21 protein-coding genes are annotated in these 19035 nt (G+C 32.4%); 18 read left to right on the top strand and 3 right to left on the bottom strand.

The window, feature by feature from the left end; genetic code table 11:
- Positions 1-14: 14 nt before the first annotated feature.
- Entirely contained in the window at positions 15-425 is a 411-nt protein-coding gene (locus ACNMOQ_RS13085; protein ID WP_228064689.1) for a hypothetical protein, read from the top strand.
- 71 nt (positions 426-496) lie between these two features.
- Here ACNMOQ_RS13085 and thiD read toward each other — a convergent pair whose 3' ends face one another.
- On the bottom strand, positions 497-1327 hold the full coding sequence (thiD, locus tag ACNMOQ_RS13080) for a bifunctional hydroxymethylpyrimidine kinase/phosphomethylpyrimidine kinase (RefSeq protein ID WP_064204233.1): 831 nt from the start codon (positions 1325-1327) through the stop codon (positions 497-499).
- 106 nt (positions 1328-1433) lie between these two features.
- Here thiD and ACNMOQ_RS13075 point away from each other — a divergent pair, with 106 nt between their 5' ends.
- The 4 genes from ACNMOQ_RS13075 to ACNMOQ_RS13060 are packed head-to-tail and all read left to right on the top strand — an operon-like array spanning position 1434 to position 4352.
- On the top strand, positions 1434-2105 hold the full coding sequence (locus ACNMOQ_RS13075; RefSeq protein ID WP_416349987.1) for a uracil-DNA glycosylase: 672 nt from the start codon (positions 1434-1436) through the stop codon (positions 2103-2105).
- Complete coding sequence (locus ACNMOQ_RS13070) at positions 2098-2436, top strand: DUF5327 family protein (protein WP_064204232.1); 339 nt, start codon at positions 2098-2100, stop codon at positions 2434-2436. Before ACNMOQ_RS13075 ends, ACNMOQ_RS13070 begins: the two co-directional genes overlap by 8 nt.
- Before the next feature lie 21 nt (positions 2437-2457).
- Complete coding sequence (locus tag ACNMOQ_RS13065) at positions 2458-2820, top strand: DUF423 domain-containing protein (RefSeq protein WP_016999450.1); 363 nt, start codon at positions 2458-2460, stop codon at positions 2818-2820.
- 53 nt (positions 2821-2873) lie between these two features.
- Positions 2874-4352 (top strand): APC family permease, encoded by a 1479-nt coding sequence (locus tag ACNMOQ_RS13060; RefSeq protein ID WP_064211521.1) that lies wholly within the window; start codon positions 2874-2876, stop codon positions 4350-4352.
- A gap of 87 nt (positions 4353-4439) precedes the next feature.
- On the opposite strand, the gene ACNMOQ_RS13055 is transcribed toward ACNMOQ_RS13060, so the two are convergent.
- Positions 4440-5798 carry an APC family permease gene (locus tag ACNMOQ_RS13055; protein WP_416349986.1) on the bottom strand — a complete coding sequence of 453 codons (1359 nt, stop codon included), beginning with the start codon at positions 5796-5798 and terminating at the stop codon, positions 4440-4442.
- Positions 5799-6274: 476 nt separating this feature from the next.
- On the opposite strand from ACNMOQ_RS13055, the gene gltS reads away from it, so the two are divergent.
- Positions 6275-7483 (top strand): sodium/glutamate symporter, encoded by a 1209-nt coding sequence (gltS, locus tag ACNMOQ_RS13050; protein ID WP_416349985.1) that lies wholly within the window; start codon positions 6275-6277, stop codon positions 7481-7483.
- Between the two features lie 217 nt (positions 7484-7700).
- Here gltS and hemQ read toward each other — a convergent pair whose 3' ends face one another.
- Positions 7701-8453 carry a hydrogen peroxide-dependent heme synthase gene (gene hemQ / locus ACNMOQ_RS13045; protein WP_416349984.1) on the bottom strand — a complete coding sequence of 251 codons (753 nt, stop codon included), beginning with the start codon at positions 8451-8453 and terminating at the stop codon, positions 7701-7703.
- 249 nt (positions 8454-8702) lie between these two features.
- On the opposite strand from hemQ, the gene ACNMOQ_RS13040 reads away from it, so the two are divergent.
- The 12 genes from ACNMOQ_RS13040 to argS all read left to right on the top strand — a co-directional run bounded on the left by ACNMOQ_RS13040 (position 8703) and on the right by argS (position 18960).
- The gene (locus tag ACNMOQ_RS13040; protein WP_064211519.1) at positions 8703-9425 is read left to right on the top strand and encodes a methionine ABC transporter ATP-binding protein; all 723 of its coding nucleotides are present in this window, start codon (positions 8703-8705) and stop codon (positions 9423-9425) included.
- Positions 9422-10093, top strand: a complete 672-nt coding sequence (locus ACNMOQ_RS13035) for a methionine ABC transporter permease (protein ID WP_064204227.1) — start codon at positions 9422-9424, stop codon at positions 10091-10093. The genes ACNMOQ_RS13040 and ACNMOQ_RS13035 overlap by 4 nt, the downstream gene beginning before the upstream one ends.
- Positions 10094-10100: 7 nt before the next feature.
- The gene (locus tag ACNMOQ_RS13030; protein ID WP_416349983.1) at positions 10101-10904 is read left to right on the top strand and encodes a MetQ/NlpA family ABC transporter substrate-binding protein; all 804 of its coding nucleotides are present in this window, start codon (positions 10101-10103) and stop codon (positions 10902-10904) included.
- A 118-nt stretch (positions 10905-11022) separates the two neighbouring features.
- Positions 11023-12009 (top strand): phosphate acetyltransferase, encoded by a 987-nt coding sequence (gene pta / locus ACNMOQ_RS13025; protein WP_016999458.1) that lies wholly within the window; start codon positions 11023-11025, stop codon positions 12007-12009.
- A 2-nt stretch (positions 12010-12011) separates the two neighbouring features.
- The gene (locus tag ACNMOQ_RS13020; protein ID WP_026023639.1) at positions 12012-12848 is read left to right on the top strand and encodes a lipoate--protein ligase family protein; all 837 of its coding nucleotides are present in this window, start codon (positions 12012-12014) and stop codon (positions 12846-12848) included.
- A gap of 81 nt (positions 12849-12929) precedes the next feature.
- Entirely contained in the window at positions 12930-13256 is a 327-nt protein-coding gene (locus ACNMOQ_RS13015) for a YuzB family protein (RefSeq protein ID WP_016999460.1), read from the top strand.
- 273 nt (positions 13257-13529) lie between these two features.
- Positions 13530-14006, top strand: coding sequence for a GNAT family N-acetyltransferase (locus ACNMOQ_RS13010; protein WP_016999461.1), 477 nt, complete (start codon positions 13530-13532; stop codon positions 14004-14006).
- 13 nt (positions 14007-14019) lie between these two features.
- Positions 14020-14781 (top strand): 2-keto-4-pentenoate hydratase, encoded by a 762-nt coding sequence (locus ACNMOQ_RS13005; RefSeq protein ID WP_416349982.1) that lies wholly within the window; start codon positions 14020-14022, stop codon positions 14779-14781.
- Between the two features lie 23 nt (positions 14782-14804).
- Positions 14805-16103, top strand: a complete 1299-nt coding sequence (locus tag ACNMOQ_RS13000) for an HD domain-containing protein (RefSeq protein ID WP_016999463.1) — start codon at positions 14805-14807, stop codon at positions 16101-16103.
- A gap of 67 nt (positions 16104-16170) precedes the next feature.
- Positions 16171-16683 carry a YwhD family protein gene (locus ACNMOQ_RS12995; RefSeq protein WP_016999464.1) on the top strand — a complete coding sequence of 171 codons (513 nt, stop codon included), beginning with the start codon at positions 16171-16173 and terminating at the stop codon, positions 16681-16683.
- A gap of 205 nt (positions 16684-16888) precedes the next feature.
- Complete coding sequence (locus ACNMOQ_RS12990; protein WP_135021751.1) at positions 16889-17305, top strand: YwiB family protein; 417 nt, start codon at positions 16889-16891, stop codon at positions 17303-17305.
- Positions 17302-18960 carry an arginine--tRNA ligase gene (argS, locus tag ACNMOQ_RS12985; RefSeq protein WP_135021724.1) on the top strand — a complete coding sequence of 553 codons (1659 nt, stop codon included), beginning with the start codon at positions 17302-17304 and terminating at the stop codon, positions 18958-18960. Before ACNMOQ_RS12990 ends, argS begins: the two co-directional genes overlap by 4 nt.
- The last annotated feature ends 75 nt before the right edge of the window (positions 18961-19035 follow it).

Genomic DNA, 19035 nt, shown 5'->3' with positions numbered 1-19035 from the left:
TATTAACTTGATAGATGATATCGTTTAAAGTACAATTACTACTACAAAGAATGAGCCTTAAGAAACGGCGGGTGAAAGTAGTGGAAAGAAAGCGTATTTCATTTAATGATGAAGCGGTTTTAGATTATTGTAATATCATGGGATATCAGTATTATGAAGAAGTACCAGTTCAATATTTACTAAGTGTTCTTCGTGAATTTGATAGTTTTAAGCCTTATATGGGCAGTAACGTAAAACTAAAACAAATTAAAACCGAATTTGAACAAACTGAACGTATTATGACTTTAGAAAATTATGAAGCTGAAATCGTGTGTCTTAATGAAAGTAAATTAGATAATATGACGCTTTATGAATATGAAATGAAACTATTTAAAAAACAAAAAGTGATTGCCAAAATAAAAGCAGAATTTGGCATTGGACAATAATGAAAAGGCTACACGTAAAAAAGCCTACAAAGTGAGATACTCTGTAGACTTTTTAAACGTGTAGTTTTTATTTATACTTCTTCAGTATAAACTTCGATTTTTTCAATACGGTTTGCTGCACCATGATCAACTGGACCGACGAATTCATTCATTCTCCAGCCATTTTTTATTGCAGATGCAACAAATGCTTTAGCGTGTTTTACAGCATCTTCTGGAGACTCACCGTTAGCTAAATTAGCAGTAGTTGCAGCAGCAAATGTACAGCCGGCACCATGATTATAACTAGATTGGAATTTATCAGTAGAAAGTAATACATGTTTTTTACCATCATAGAATAAGTCAAAGGCTTTGTCTGATTCTAGCGCTTTACCACCTTTAATGATGACATATTGTGAACCAAGCTCATGTATTTTTTCAGCAGCTTTTTTCATATCTTCGATAGATGTTAATTTACCTAAACCAGAAAGTTGTCCCGCTTCAAATAAATTTGGTGTTACAATTGTTGCTTTAGGTAATAATTCTTTAATCATTGCTTCAGTATTTCCCGGGTTAAGTACTTCATCTTCGCCTTTACAAACCATAACTGGGTCAACAACAAAGATTTCAGAACCTGACTCGTCATATGCTTGGCGAGCACGTTTAATAACTTCTTCAGAACCTAACATACCAGTTTTAATTGCATCTGGACCGATAGAAATAGCTGTATTTAACTGCTTATCCAGTAAATCAAGAGGTAATGGCGTCACATCATGTGCCCAAGTTTTTGGGTCCATTGTAACGACAGCTGCTAATGCAACCATTCCATAAGTATTGTGTTCTTGAAATGTTTTTAAATCAGCTTGCATTCCAGCACCAGCACTTGTATCTGATCCTGCTATAGTTAAGACTTTTTTTAATGCCATCGGTAATTCCTCCCAATATATTCATATAAGATATCATATCATGTTTTTTAATTGTAAAAAATAGTTATGACCATTTCATGAAGGCTATGTTATCATTTTTAAAGAGGTGAAAAAAATGGATTGGCAAGAAATCTTTCACAATATAAAAGAGCAACATGATTTTTCAGAAATGGAAGCTTTTTTAGAAGAAGCTTATCAAAATACAACGGTGTATCCAGCTAGAGAAAATGTTTATCAAGCATTTGATTTAACACCGTTAGACAATGTTAAAGTCGTCATTTTAGGTCAAGATCCGTATCACGGGCCAAATCAAGCACACGGTTTAGCTTTTTCAGTACAACCTGATGCTAAGTTTCCACCTTCCTTAAAAAACATCTACAAGGAATTGGAGTCGGATATTGGTTGTAAGCGTACTAGTCCACATTTACAAGATTGGGCAAAAGAAGGTGTGTTATTATTGAACACAGTATTAACTGTGGAAGCACATAAAGCACATTCTCATAAAAATATCGGCTGGGAAATTTTCACGAATGAAATCATTAAAAGTATTTCACGTGAACTTGAAGATGTCGTCTTTATTTTATGGGGCAAACCAGCACAAGAGAAAATTAAACTCATTGATACAGAAAGACATCATATTATTAAATCGGTTCATCCAAGCCCATTGTCAGCTCATAGAGGATTCTTTGGATCAAAACCATTTAGTGAAACAAATCAGTTTTTAAAATCAAAAGGTAAAGAACTAATCAATTGGTGTGGAGGTGAGGTAAATGATTAGCAGAGATCAATTAATATCAGCGATTGAAGATGAATTGGTACATGCAGATAACGCGACAAATAATGAAACATTTAATAAACATATGCATGCAATTCACACTTTAAGTGGATTAATTGATGCAGAAGAGGGAAATAACCAAGGTATAGAAGTGAAACAACCTTATATGAAAACTTCTTCAACGCCAATTAAAAAGGAAAATCCTCAAATATCTAATGAAGAAATTAGAAAAATGGGTGGAAAAGTACCTGATAAATCAACGGTAAAACAAAATGAAAATACTTTAACGACTGATGATGGTATAGGAAATGGAGATTCAATTTTTGATTTTTAATAAAAGAAAGGAAGTAAGAAAATGAAATTATTTATCATTATTGGGGCAATAAATGCAATGATTGCTGTTGCAGCAGGTGCTTTTGGTGCTCACGGTTTAGAAAACAAATTATCAGCTAAATATTTAGATATTTGGGAAAAAGCAACAACTTATCAAATGTATCACGCACTAGGCTTAATACTTATTGGTATTGTTTCCGGTACAACAACTGCAAATTTAAATATTGCAGGTTGGTTGATGACATTCGGAATTGTATTCTTTAGTGGTTCTTTATATATATTAGCTTTAACACAAATTAAAGTATTAGGTGCTATTACGCCGATAGGTGGCGTGTTATTCATAGTTAGTTGGTTGTTACTTGTAATCGCGGTTTGGAAGTTATAAGGTATAAAAGTTAGTCGCGTTTCACGAAAAATAAAAATAAGGGTGGAACATCAATGGCAAGACGAAAGAAAGATTTATCAAGAGGGAATTTAGAACAGAACTTATCTGAGAAATTTGTTTGGGCCATAGCTTATGGCTCAAGCATAGGTTGGGGAGCATTTATACTTCCAGGAGATTGGATAGGCCAAGCAGGTCCAATAGGTGCTTCAATAGGTATCTTTATAGGTGCACTATTAATGATTGTTATAGCTATAAGTTATGGCGCATTAGTAGAGAAGTTCCCTGTATCAGGTGGAGCTTTTGCATTTGGTTACTTAGGATTCGGGAAATATGTGTCCTTCTTTTCATCATGGTTTTTAACCTTTGGGTACATATGTATTGTTGCTTTAAACGCGTCAGCATTCAGTTTGTTATTTAAATTTGTAATGCCTGGGTTTTTAGAACAAGGTAAGCTATACACTATTGCAGGATGGGACGTTTATATCACTGAAATTATATTATCTTCATTAATTTTATTAATATTTGCTTGGATCAGTATTAAAGGTTCAAGTTTTTCAGGAAATTTACAGTATATATTCTGTGTTATATTAGCAGTTGTTGTCGTTCTACTATTTGCAGGTTCATTTTTCACACAAGACTTTTCATTTTCAAATTTACAACCTGCAATAAGTGAGAAAGAAGGTTGGCTAGGCTCGATACTATTGATATTAGCTGTAGCACCTTGGGCTTACGTAGGCTTTGACAACATTCCACAAACAGCCGAAGAATTTAACTTTGCACCAAGTAAGACGTTCAAACTCATCGTATTTAGTTTATTAGCATCAGCAATAACTTATGTAATGATGATACTTCTAACAAGTTGGTTATTCAAAGATCCTTCTTCAATTGGAGGGAATTTATGGGTAACAGGTTCAGTTGTAAAAGAAGGGTTCTCATTTGTAGGTTTAGCAGTGTTAATCGTTGCTATTATGATGGGGATATTCACTGGATTAAATGGCTTCTTTATGAGCTCTAGTAGATTGTTATTCTCAATGGGTAGAGCAGCAGTTATGCCAAGCGTGTTCAAAAAATTACATCCTAAATACAATACGCCATATATTAGTATTATATTTATACTCGTTTTAGCATTAGTAGCGCCTTGGTTAGGTAGAACAGCATTAACATGGATTGTAGACATGTCTTCAACGGGTGTTTCAATCGCATACTTTATCACATGTTTATCAGCATTTAAGTTGTTCTCATATGATAAGAGAAGTATGATGTATCATCCGAAATATAAAACATTTGCTTTAATAGGTGCGATTATTGCGTTAATATTCTTAGGACTATTACTGATTCCAGGATCACCAGCGAGTCTTTCATTACCTTCATATATTGCACTATTTGTTTGGTTAATCTTAGGCTTAGTATTCTTTATGGTTAGATATCCTTCACTTAAGAAAATGACAAATGATGAATTAAATTATCTAGTATTAGATAAATCAAAAGAAGAAATGATTGAGCTTGAAGCAAAAACAGAAGTGAAAAATTAAATAATTCGTGATCGAAAATAAAGCTCCTAACCCGTTAGAAACGTAACGGATTAGGAGCTTTTTATTTAATAAATTTAGTTATCTATTTTATGAGCGACGTCGTTTATTTTTATTTAAATACATATAAACTGGTACACCAATAGCTAAAATGATTAATGAATATAATGAACCCATAAAATCAGATATTAAAGTGTTAATGATAATGAATGCGCCACCGAAAAGAGCTAGTAAAGGTACAAATGGATATAGCGGTACCGAATATTCTCTTTTAGTTCCTTTATTTTGTTTTCTAAGTATAAATAGTCCTACAAATGCCATCATATAGAATAAATATATGATGAAAATCGTAACTTCAGATAAATAATCAGCGTTAACTGTGTTCGGGAATAAAATCGTTAATATAATTAATATTACAGATATTCCAAATACAGTCATTAAAGCGCCTAATGGTGATTTTAACTTAGGACTAATATAACCGACATATTTATGTAATGGTAATAACCCATCTTCAGCCATCGCAAATGGTATGCGTGGGAATGTAATGATTTTTCCGTTTAAACAACCGAAAATTGAAATAATGACACCAATATTCACGATTTTTGAACCGATATCTCCGAATAGTGCTTTTGCTGCTTCGGCACTTGCAGTATTACCTAAGCCAATTAGTTTTTCAGCTGGGATAACGTGAAATACTGAAATGTTAATTAATACGTATGCCAAGGTTACAACAGATAAACCAATTAACATAGCTAGAGGTAGGTTTTTCTGAGGTTTTTTCATTTCCCCGGTCATATTCGTTAACATAATCCAGCCATCATATGCGAATAATGTAGCGAGTACAGCCCTACCAAAATTGATTTCGCCGTCTGTTTTGATAAGAGATGTAACATCTTTACCGAATATACCTTCGTCTCCCCATAAAAGACCAAATACAATAATAGCAATTACAGGAATTAATTTTGCAATTGTCGTGATATTTTGCATAAGTCCGCCAAATTTAGTACCTAATATATTTACAAGTGTTAAAAATATTAGCGCTATAAATCCAATCCAAACACTTAAATCGTTACTAATATTAAAAAAGTTCGTAACTAAAATACCAAAAAATAGCACGAGTGAAACAATAATTGCAGGACCATAAATGATTGTTTGAACCCATCCTGTTAAAAAGCCCCAAAATGGACCATAAATGTCACGTATGTATGCGTATAAACCGCCTGTTTTTGGAATTTGAGCACCTACTTCAGCAATTGTAAGTCCTGCTGCTAATGTAAGCACGCCTCCTACTACCCAAGCCAAAATGGCAAGATTACTTGTACCTGCATGTGTTAATACAACAGCAGGTTTTACAAATACGCCTGACCCGATAATTGTACCGATTACAATAGTAATTGCGGTCATTAGACCAATAGATTTTTGTAGTGATTGTTCTTGATTATTTTTCATAAATACTCCTTGAAAATAGATTTTGTAAGTAATATTTATCTATTACTTAATATACACGATAAACGAGGAATGTGAATGGATTTTTTAAACCATTAATGAATTTTTAGAGAAAATAGCTAAGTAATGAAACAATATAAACAGTGAACTTTTAAAAAGATTGCTGACAGCTAATTATATTGATAAAGATACTTATCCAATAACTACAGTAACAAAAATGTAAGTAATTGTTAATATCAATATGATAAGGGCTACGAGAAGCATTAAATATAATAATAAAGAATAAACAATAATGCATATAAACGAATATGCAACTAATGACGAAATGAGTTATATTACACTATTAAATATTTGCTAGATTTATTTAAATAAAGTATGTATAATGTTCAACGTGGCTTTGTAAGCACTTACTTAAAAATAAAAATAAATGACATTTAGCATGAAAACAATCAGGATTGTCGTTTGAGGAGGAATGTAAAATGTTAGAGCTCGATGCTATTACAACGGTGGCGCTAGCATGTGTCTTGCTTTTATTAGGGCAGGCAATTGTAAATAATGTTTCTATATTAATGAAATTATGTATACCTGCTCCAGTAATAGGTGGGTTAATTTTTGCAATTTTAGTAGCAATTTTACAATCAACAAACGTGGTTACAATAAAATTAGAATCTGAATTTATTCAAGATTTCTTTATGTTAGCATTCTTTACTACAATAGGTTTAGGAGCATCTTTAAAATTATTACGACTCGGCGGTAAAGTATTAATAGTATACTTTATTTTCTGTGGTATTTTGGCTACATGTCAAAACATTATTGGTGTTTCACTTTCAAAGGTGTTAAATATACCTCCGTTACTAGGTTTAACAGCAGGTTCTATGTCAATGGAAGGTGGACATGGGAACGCTGCAGCATATGGTAAAACTTTAGAAACTTTAGGCGTAGATTCAGCTGTTACTGCTGCGCTTGCTGCCGCTACGTTAGGATTAGTTGCAGGCGGATTAATAGGTGGTCCAGTTGTTAGATTCTTAATTAAAAAATTCGATTTAAAACCAGAGCAAGCAGAAGCTTCAGCTCTAGATTATAGTGATGTTGATTATAATAAAGAATTACATAGTAGAATGAATCCAACTACAGTATTTATCGTTCAATTTACAATTATCACTGTTAGTATGGCGATTGGTACATATTTAGCTGATACATTTACAGACTACACGGGTATTAATGTTCCTATTTATGTGGGCGCTATGTTTATAGCTGTTATTATCAGAAATATTTCGGACTATGGAAAATTAAACATTGTAGATATGAAAATTACAAACCGAGTTAGTGATGTATCATTGAGCTTGTTCTTATCAATTGCTTTAATGAGTATTAACTTAACAGAAATATATAATTTAGCGTTACCATTAACAATTATAGTATTAGTACAAATAGTATTTATTGTACTGTTCTCAGTATTTGTAGTGTTCCGCGCATTAGGGAAAAACTACGATGCAGCTGTTATGATCGGTGGATTTATTGGTCACGGGTTAGGCGCAACACCAAACGCAATGGCAAACTTAGACGTTATTACAAAGAAATTCGGTGCCTCTCCAAAAGCTTATCTAGTTGTACCAGTCGTAGGTGCATTCTTAATAGACTTACTTGGCGTACCAATCGTAACGTTCTTTATTAATGTATTCAGTTAATAATAGTACATCGAAATAATTCTCCTAATCCATTCGATTAGGAGAATTTATTTATATATGGGCTTTATAAAATAATATTTAAAATGCGGTTCGATAAATAAAAATATCGAACCGCAAACATGAAATACGGTCCGATAAAATAAAAATATCGAACCGCAAATTAAAATGAGGCTGAAACACCAATAGATGTTTCAGCCTCTATATTTATCTTGAAATCTTAGTTTAGTTTAAAGAAGTCATTTAATTCGTCAATATTTAAAATGTTACCTACGTAGAATGCTCCGAAGTCACCATATCTTGCTGATACTTCATCGAAACGCATTTCATAGATTAATTTTTTGAATTGTAGCATATCGTCACTGAATAAAGTTACGCCCCACTCGTAGTCGTCCAATCCTACTGAACCGGTAATGAATTGTTTAACTTTACCAGCGTAACTGCGTCCGATTAAACCGTGTGAGCGCATTAAGCTACGTCTATGTTCCATATCTAACATGTACCAGTTATCTTCACCGTCACGTCTTTTATCCATTGGATAGAAACAAACATATTCTGAACGTGGTACTTCAGGATATAATCTAGCTTTTACATATGGGTTTTCATATGGATCTTCATCTGAATCACCAGCTAGATAGTTAGATAATTCCACTATTGAAACATAAGAATATGTTGGGATTAAGAAATCACTAATATCTAATTTGTTTAATTCATTTTCTAAAGCATTTAATTGCTTAACATCAGGACGTAAGAACCATAACATTAAGTCTGCTTTTTGACCTGTTATGTTATAAAAAGCATGAGAGCCTTCTTTATTATTATGAACAGTTTCTAATCCTTCAAAGAATTTTTTAAACTCTTCAACTATCGTATTTCTATCATCTTCTGGCACAGTTTTTAGGCTTGTCCAATCTATTGCATAGAATAAATGTAAGCTGTACCAACCATCTAATGTTTTTGCTGCTTCGTTCATTATGATTTCGCTCCTTTTAGATTAATTCTTTTCTCTATCTAAGTTTATCATACTAGAAAAGGAATAGAGGACTCAACTTTTACAGTGTTGTGAAGAAAAGTACTTCGGACATGACGCACTGACTTATATTTAATTGTATTTTTAATGTTGTTGATTATCTTTTTTGTTTGGTGGATAATAATTAAATAAATATTATAAAAATATTTTAAATTAGATGCCTGAAAATTTTATTATATAGGAGTATAAAAAGTGTATAAATTAGAGAATGTATCGAAAAAGTATAGAGGGAAGTTTGCTGTTGAAAATCTTTCCTTTTCAGTAGCATCTGGTTCTATTACTGGTATTGTTGGTAAAAGTGGTTCTGGCAAAACAACGTTATTAAAGTTACTTAATTTTATAGAAAAGCCAACTGAAGGTAAAATTATTTTTGATGAACAAGAAATTAATAAGTTATCAAAAAAAGTGATTAGAAAGTATAAGGAAAGAATAGGTATGGTCTTTCAACATTATAATTTATTGAATAACTTAAATGTATATCAAAATATAGCTTTGCCTTTGAAAATCATAAATGCAGAGAATGAGGATAGAGTGAAAGAACTTATTCAATTTGTTGGATTAGAAGATAAAATGAACGATTATCCTTCTAAATTATCAGGAGGCGAGAAACAACGTGTAGCATTAGCGAGATCTTTAGTTAGAAACCCAGATATATTGCTATGTGATGAAGCGACTAGCAGTTTAGATGAGAATAATACTGAAGAAATCATAAAAATGCTTAAGAAAATTAACAAAGAATATAGTATTACCATTATTTTTGTTACACATGAATTGAGTGTTGTTAAACAATTGTGTGAAGAAGTGTTTGTGATGGAGGACGGACAGTTGCTAGATATTATTGAAAATAAAAACAAAAGCATAGAAAAAAATACAGGTACTTATTTAGAAAATGTTAAACGGAGTATTGAAGGATGACTTTCTTTGAAAAAATAAATTATTACTTACCAGAATTACTTCAATCTTTGCAGGAAACTTGCATCATGCTAGGATTTTCCATGATTATTACTTTACTAATTGGTTTACCTTTAGGTATAGCTTTGTTTTTATCCAATCCAGGTATTAAAGAATTAAATAGAAATTACTATTGGTCTTTTAATTTTTTAATTACTTTTATTCGTTCATTTCCATATTTATTATTTGTCATCAGTTTAATTCCCTTAACTCGTTTAATTTTAGGGAGCGCTTTTGGTCCATACCCATCGATAATACCTTTAAGTATTGTAGGTATTGCTATTTTTTCAAGACTAGTAGAACAAGTTTTATTAGATATACCGATAGAAATAAAAGTTTTAGCTGAGTCGCTAGGTGCAACAAAATTAAAATATATATGGAATTTTCTTTTAGTTGAATCACGTAGCGGTATTATATTAGCTTATACGACAACGATAGTAAGCATGGTCTCATATTCAACAGTGATGGGCATTGTTGGTGGCGGAGGTATTGGAGATTTTGCTATTCGCTATGGTTATCAAAGTTATGAAACTGAAATAATGTATTTCGCAATTATCATCATTATTATTGCTGTATTTATCATTCAAATGTTAGGAAATAATATCTCTAGAAAATTAGATAAAAGAAAGTAGTGTAGACATGAAAAAAGTTTGGTTTATTTTTATATTGTTGTTTAGTGTCATTATCTCTGGTTGTGGAGCAAAAAAAGATAACGAAGATAAAGTGATTAAAGTTGCTTCACAAGCACCACCTATGACAGATGTTGTAAAAGTTGCAGCAAAAGAAGCGAAAAAAGAGGGTTGGGAAATCAAGCTTGTACAAGTAAATGATAACGTTGCTTATAATGATATGGTAAGTAGTAAAGAAGCAGACGCGAGCTTTGCACAGCATAAACCCTTTATGGAAAAATATAATAAAGAAAGAAAAGCGAATTTAGTTGATCTACAGCCTATATATGACGCAAAAGTAGGTTTTTATTCTAAAAAATATAAAAAAGTGAAAGATATCCCTAATGGAACAAAAGTCGCTATACCTAACGATATTTCAAATGAAGGTCGAGCTTTAGCGATATTAGAAGAACAAGGATTAATTAAATTAAAAGACGGAGTGGGCGTTAACGGTACAACTAAAGATGTTGTAGAGAATCCAAAAGATTTCCAATGGTTAAAAGTAGATTTATTAAATTTATCAGAAGCTTATAGCGAGTCAAAAGTATCTTTAGTTTATAATTATCCTACATATATTTCGAAAATCGGTTTAAAACCTTCTGATGCTTTATTTTTAGAAAAAAATATTGATTCTCGATTTTCTATTCAATTAGTAGCGCGTGAAGATAATAAAGATTCCGAAAAAATTAAAGAATTAAAGAAAGTTATGAAAAGTAAAGCAGTTAGTAAATATTTAAAAGAAGAACATAAGGATACATTGATTCCATCATTTTAAGATTCTCGATATATCCTATAGTCTACGATACATTTACAGTTCGAAAACGTGAAAATTTATGAAAAAATGTTATAATAATTAGTGGAAAAATAATAGTGAGAATATATAGGAGGCAATTATGTCTAAATTACTTAATGTCTTAAGCGACAAATTATCAGGTAAGAATGTACGTATCGTTTTACCAGAGGGTGACGATGCTCGTGTTTTAACAGCAGCAGTTAAATTACAAACTACAGATTTGGTTTCTCCAATCGTACTTGGTAATGAAGATAAAATTAAAGAAACAGCTGACGGTGCTAATTTATCAATAGAAGGTTTAACAATTATCAACCCAGAAACAAGCGAATTAAAAGCTGATTTAGTTGAGAAATTCGTTGAACGTCGTAAAGGTAAAGCGACTCAAGAACAAGCTGAAGAATTATTAAATAATGTAAACTACTTCGGTACAATGTTAGTTTATACAGATCAAGCTGATGGTTTAGTAAGTGGTGCTGCGCATTCTACTGCAGATACTGTGCGTCCAGCATTACAAATTATTAAAACTAAACCAGGTGTTACAAAAACATCAGGTGTATTCTTCATGACAAAAGGTGAAGAACAATATGTATTCGGTGATTGTGCCATTAACCCTGAATTAAACGCACAAGATTTAGCTGAAATCGCAATCGAAAGTGCTAAAACTGCTCAAGCATTCGGTATGTCTCCGAAAGTAGCGATGTTAAGTTTCTCTACTAAAGGTTCAGCAAAATCTCCAGATACTGAGAAAGTGTCAGAAGCTGTACAAATAGCTCAAAATAATTTACAAGAAACAGACTTAAAAGATGTTGTATTAGACGGAGAATTCCAATTTGATGCAGCAATCGTTCCAGAAGTGGCAGCTAAAAAAGCGCCAAATTCTGATATACAAGGTGATGCAAATGTATTTATTTTCCCAAGCTTAGAAGCGGGTAACATTGGATACAAAATTGCACAACGTTTAGGTGGATACGATGCAGTTGGTCCTGTATTACAAGGCCTAAACGCACCAGTTAACGATTTATCACGTGGTTGTTCAGCAGAAGACGTATACAGTCTTTCAATCATTACAGCTGCTCAATCTCTATAATCATGGAAAACTTGCAAGATTATTTTACACAAGAATGGCGATACATTGACCACACTTCAGGACTGCAACCTATGCAGTCCTTTAGTTTCGATGATACATTTTGTGAACAAGTAGGTAACGACAATAGTCCAAGTGTTGTGCGCACATGGATACACAATCATGTTGTTATTTTAGGCATACATGATTCTAGACTTCCATATTTAAAAGACGGAATAGCATTCTTGAATGACGTTAAAGGATATAGCGCAATTGTAAGAAATTCGGGTGGTCTAGGAGTTGTGTTGGATAAAGGTGTTCTGAATATATCTTTAATATTTAAAGGTAGACATGATGTATCAATTGATACAGGCTATGAAGTGATGTTACGTCTTATACGTGAAATGTTCAAAGATGAAACAGATAAAATTGTAAATAAAGAAATCGCAGCATCATATTGCCCAGGAAGTTATGACTTAAGTATTGATAACAAAAAATTTGCAGGCATATCACAAAGAAGAGTACGCGGTGGCATAGCAGTGCAAATATATTTGTGTGTTGAAGGATCAGGTTCAGAAAGAGCTGAAATGATGAAGGAATTCTACCAACATGCTCTGAAAAATGAAAAAACAAAATTTATTTATCCTACAATTATTCCTGATTGCATGGCTTCTATAAATGAACTATTGAATACAGAATACACGACAAATGATATATTATTTAAATTATTAGGAAGCCTTAAAACATTAGGTGCAACTTTAAATATGGACCCAGTTTCCACAGAAGAATGGGCGTTATACGATAAATATTTCGAACGCATGATAGAGCGTAATAATAAAATGATACGCAATATGCAAAAATAATAAAATGACATTCTCAAAAATCTGTGAAGGTGGTATAATAATTTATTGCTAAAACAGAAAATATGAAAGGTGGGGAAACAAGTGCGAAATAAATTTCAATTATGCGATGACTGCCAAGCTGTCAATCTTCCATCATTAATGAAGAAAATTAAAAAATTAGATCCAGATGCGGAAATTGAAGTAGCATGTCAATCATATTGTGGTCCAGGTCGCAGAAAGACATTCGCATTCGTTAATAACCGCCCGTGTGCCGCTTTAACAGAAGATGAACTAATGGAAAAAATCCATAAACAACTTCAGAAAAAACGTAATCCAGAAGAAGAAGAGAGATTACGACTTAGAAACGAAGAACGAAAACGTCGACAAAAAGAATTAGACGAAAAGCTTAATAAAAAATTGAAAAAGTAAAAAGAAAACCTACGAGCTAAAATTAGTTCGTAGGTTTTTAAATTTTAAATATTTTATTCGAATGTTATTAATATGTGTTAACATTCTTAACAAATAATACCTTTCCACAGGCTTTTCGGTTATAATTAAGTATTCTGAATATTATAGTTTTTTGTATATAAATGATATAATTATAAATAAAGATAGGATTTTAAAGTAATTTAATAATTGTCATTCGTTTAATATAGTAAAGGCCAGTGAATGGCGTGGATGGTAGATAGAGGAGAGGTATTTATGACAAAGGTAAGGAAAGCAACAGTAGGGGATTATTCTGGAATTAAAAATGTAGCGTCTAAAGCTTGGTATGACACATATACGAATATTTATACAGCAAGTACTGTAACAGCATTTTTAAACGCTTCTTATTCTAAAGAGATGATAGAGAAGCGCATTAATGATTCTGATTTCTATGTTGCTGAAGAGGATGGAAAGATTATTGGCTTTGCTAATTTCATTAAAGGTACTGAGCTATATTTATCATCCCACTACGTATTGCCAGAAGCTCAGCGAGATGGTTATGGTAAAGCCTTGTTGTATAAAGGTTTGAATAGTTATAAAGGTGAATATCATGAAGTATATTTAGAAGTAGATGGCAAAAATGATATCGGCATTGCTTTCTATAAGAAAGAAGGATTCGAAGTAGTGCGTGAATATGAAGAGTTACTTTTCGGAGAAACGATGCATACAACGCTCATGAAAAAAACTTTCTAGGAGGTAGAGGATAATGGAACAATCACTTAATAAATGGGTAGCACAATTTTATGAAGCATATGAGAATAAGACGATTATTCCTAATGGTGTTTTACCTTCGAATATCACAGAGAACGCTGCTTATGATGTTCAAGAAGGTGTTCTTCAGCGTAAAGAAGAAACTGAGTTGCATAAAGGATATAAAATTAGTTTAACAAGCCAAGAAACACGAGATATATTTTCTTCTACAACCCCTTTATATGGTGCGATGGGAGATACAACGGTTTTCGGTAAACGTGTTCAGTTAAACGACTTAAATGAACCACTTATTGAAATGGAACTTGTATTTCTCGTTCAAGAAGAGTTAAACGAACAAGACAGTCTAGAAGATATTATGAATAAGTGCTTAATCGCACCAGGCATAGAGATACCAGATTCAAGATTTAGTAATTGGTTCCCTAACTTGAGTGTCACTGAAATTATAGCTGACAGTGCAGTGAGTGGTGGTGTTGTATATGGTGAGCCTAAACAATTATCATATGAAGATATTAATAATATTAAAGGGACTTTATATTTAGATGGTAAAGAAATTGCTTCTGGTGATAGTACAGAAGTTGAAGGCCATCCAGCAAAAGCAGTAAAATGGCTGATTTCTGAAATTAAAAAATATAACCGTTCATTGAAACCAGGTATGTTTGTTTCTAGCGGCACATTTATACTGCCTAAACCTTTAACTCAAGGGGTTTATAAAGCAGAATATGAAAATGTTGGTAACATTGAGTTTACAGTTGAGTAATAATTTCGAAAGGAGGAAACTAAGTGACTTATGAAGATTATGGGACGAAAAAATTAACAGAAGAAAAAGTTTTTAAAGATCCTGTGCATCGTTATATACATGTGAGCGATCAATTAATTTGGGATTTAATTAAAACTAAAGAATTTCAACGCTTAAGAAGAATCAAACAACTTGGAACATTATATTTATCTTTCCATACAGCTGAACATAGTCGCTTTGGTCACTCCTTAGGTGTTTATGAAATCGTAAGAAGAATGATAGATGAAGTATTTGTTGGAAGAGCGCAGTGGGACAATAAAGATAGACCACTTGCTTTGTGTGCAGCTTTACTACATGACTTAGGACATGGTCCTTTTTCTCATTGTTTTGAGAAAATATTTTTAACAGACCATGAACAATTTACGCAAGATATTATTAAAGGTGATACTGAAGTAAATGAAGTGCTGAGCAGAGTATCTCCAGATTTTCCAACTGAAGTTGCGGATGTAATTAATAAGACCCATAAAAATAAACTTGTTATTTCTATGATTTCTTCACAAATAGATGCCGATAGAATGGATTATTTACAACGAGACGCTTATTTCACGGGTGTGAGCTACGGTCAATTTGATATGGAACGCGTATTACGTTTGATGCGCCCTTCTAAAGATGAAGTGCTGATTAAAGAAAGCGGTATGCATGCAGTTGAAAACTTCTTAATGAGCCGATATCAAATGTATTGGCAAATTTATTTTCATCCAGTTAGCCGTGGTGGAGAAGTGTTATTAAATAGATGTTTTAAACGTGCTAAAGTGCTTTATGATAATGGATACTCATTTAAAGAAGCACCGAAATATTTAATACCGTTTTTCGAAGGTGATGTAACAATTAAAGATTATATTCGTTTAGATGAATCAGTTGTTATGTACTATTTAGAAGAATGGACTGAAGAAGACGATGATATATTAAGTGATTTAAGTAAACGATTCGTCAATCGTGACTTATTTAAATATTTACCTTTCGATGGATCTATTATTACAATAGGTGAATTAACTGAGTTATTCGAAAAAGGTGGCATCGATCCGGAATATTACTTTGTTTGTGATTCATTTTCCGATTTGCCATACGACTATGATCGTCCTGGTTCAAATCGCCAACCAATACATTTATTACAAAAGACAGGTCATATTAAAGAGATAAGCAGCCAGTCAGTAATTATTCATAGTATTACTGGAATTAAACGTCTAGATTATAAATTATATTACCCGAAAGAACTCATTTTAGAAATGGAAGATGAAGATATTAAGGGAGATATCATCAATTTATTAAACGAATTGGTATAATTTACAAACTTGAATATTAATCTTAAACTCTAGTATGATATACACAAGAATTAAATGAGGTGAAATAATGGCTGAAAAGAAAGGCTTTCAATTTAACATTATTAAAAATGACCCACTAGATGGACATAAAGGTACGAATATAGGATCAATTAGCTTAGATAATGTAGCCCCTGTATTTGTTGATGTAACTGAACAAACAGCTTTTATAGATGTAGGTGCAATGCATGCAAGAGCTGAAGTTGAAAAGCGAGTTAAGTGGGTTAAAGATACGGAAGAAGTCAAAGGCGAAGACGCGAGAGAATATTGGCTTTGTTGGGTTACGACTGAACGTGGAGAACAAGGTCCATATTATGCAGGTTTAACGGGATGTTACTTATTAGTAAATAAACCGAAGAAACGTGGATTTAAGAGTATGCCTGAACATGTTAATATGATGGATAAATCCATGAAACACCAAATTAAAATTGACCAAATTGGTGATGAAAATCGTAAAGTACTCAAAAAATTTCTTCAAGAACATAACATGGAAATGTGGAATAATAGTAGCGATGAATTAAAGGCATCATTAGAGACAGAGTAATTGTGACTATTTTGTGACTTAATTGTGAATTATAGCAATAAAAGTAAATTGCTATTGTCTTTTCTGAATTTCATCAGTAAAATAGTTGATAGCTACTATAGCTAGGACACTAAAGAAAGCAGGCGCTTTTAGCCCTGCTTTTTTTAATTTTATTTGTCATATATGCTATAATTATAACGGTTCTAAAACGGTGAGGTGAGATATGATGAAAGAAAATATCAGCGTTAATGTCAGACAAGTAGTTAAACAAAATGGCGATAAATCAACATTTCAAACTAATACTACAGGTACATATCACAAAAGGAATAGTGATATTATTAGGTATGAAGAAACAATAGATGACCAAGTTGTTAAGAACATGCTTAAAATAGACAAAACTGGCGTTAAAATTCACCGTACGGGTACAGTTAATACAACTTTTCATTTTGTAGAAGGTAAGGATACGGTTAGCTATTATGAAACTGAAGCGGGTCGTATGACTTTGAACGTCAAAACATTGTCAATCAAACACTTTATAGATGAAGAAAAAGGTGAATTAAAAATACACTATCAATTAAGTGATCCATCAGGCTTACTCGGAACATATCAATTTCAAATAAATTACAAGGAGATAAATGTATGAATATAATTGATCAAGTCAAAGAAACATTAATAGAAGAAATTAAAGCGAGTATATTAAAAGCTCAACTTGTAGATGAAGTACCCGAGATTAAAATTGAAACACCTAAAGATTCAACAAACGGAGATTATTCAACAAACATTGCAATGGTATTAACAAAAATAGCGCGTAAAAATCCACGTGAAATTGCTACACAAATTGTAGAAAATTTAGATACTACAAAAGCAAATGTAAAAAAAGTAGATATCGCTGGGCCTGGATTTATTAATTTTTACTTAGATCAACAATATTTAACAACTGTAATTGAAACAGCTTTAAATAAAGGAGAAACTTTTGGTCAAGCGGATGAATCTAAGAACGAAAGTATTATAGTAGAATATGTATCTGCAAATCCAACTGGTGATTTACACATCGGTCATGCTCGTAATGCTGCAGTTGGTGATACGCTATCTAATATTTTAAGTGCAGCAGGCTATGATGTAACTAGAGAATACTATATAAATGATGCAGGTAAACAAATTGAAAACTTAGCACATTCTATAGAAGCACGTTACGATCAAGCAATGGGTGTCGACACTGAATTACCCGAAGATGGTTATTACGGCAAAGATATCATCTCAATAGGGAAAGATTTAGCTGAGAAACATCCAGAAATTAAAGACCAACCAGAGGAAGAAAGAATTAAGACTTTCCGTAAACTTGGTTTAGATTATGAAATGGCTAAATTAAAAAATGATTTAAATGATTTTAATATACATTTTGATAGTTGGTTTAGTGAAACATCTTTATATGAAGCAAATGAAATTACAGCTGTACTTGATAAAATGACTGAACTTGGTTATACATTTGAGAAAGACGGCGCAACATGGTTAAGAACTACTGAATTTGGTGACGATAAAGATCGTGTACTTGTTAAACAAGACGGTACGTACACTTACTTCTTACCAGATATCGCATATCATTATGATAAAGTAGAACGTAAATTTGATAAATTAATCAATTTATTCGGTGCTGATCATCACGGTTATATAAACCGTCTTAAAGCATCTTTAGAAACATTTGGCGTTGACTCAAACCGTCTTGAAATCCAAATTATGCAAATGGTAAGATTATTACAAGATGGTGTAGAAGTTAAAATGAGTAAACGTACGGGTAATGCTATTACTTTACGAGATATTATGGATGAAGTTGGCGTTGATGCAGCGCGTTATTTCTTAACTATGCGTAGTCCTGATACTCATTTCGATTTTGATATGGAACTTGCGAAGAAAGAATCTCAAGATAATCCAGTTTATTATGCACAATATGCTCATGCGAGAATATCATCTATTATTCGCCAAGCAGAAGAAAAAGGCATTAAGCTAGATAAAGATGTTGATTTATCTTTAATTACGCATGATAAAGCTTTTGAATTATTGAAGAAAATTGCTGAATTTGAACCAACGATTGTATCAGCTGCAGAATCACGTAGTCCACATCGTATGACGAATTATATTCAAGATTTAGCTGCACAATTCCATAAATTCTATAACGCTGAAAAAGTATTAACAGATGATATAGAAAAGACAAAAGCACATTTAGCTTTAATCGAAGCAGCACGTATTACTTTACGTAACGCTTTAAAACTAATTGGTGTTTCTGCCCCAGAATCAATGTAATTTAATATATTGTTTTAATTGAGGTGCAGCTCAAGCTTATTTGAGTTGCGCCTTTTTGTGTATCATTTTTTAAGT

Source organism: Mammaliicoccus lentus (assembly GCF_947036595.1).
GTDB classification, from domain to species: Bacteria; Bacillota; Bacilli; order Staphylococcales; family Staphylococcaceae; genus Mammaliicoccus; species Mammaliicoccus lentus.
Note: the sequence above shows the minus strand (reverse complement) of the source record. Positions and strands in the feature narration are given on the sequence as shown.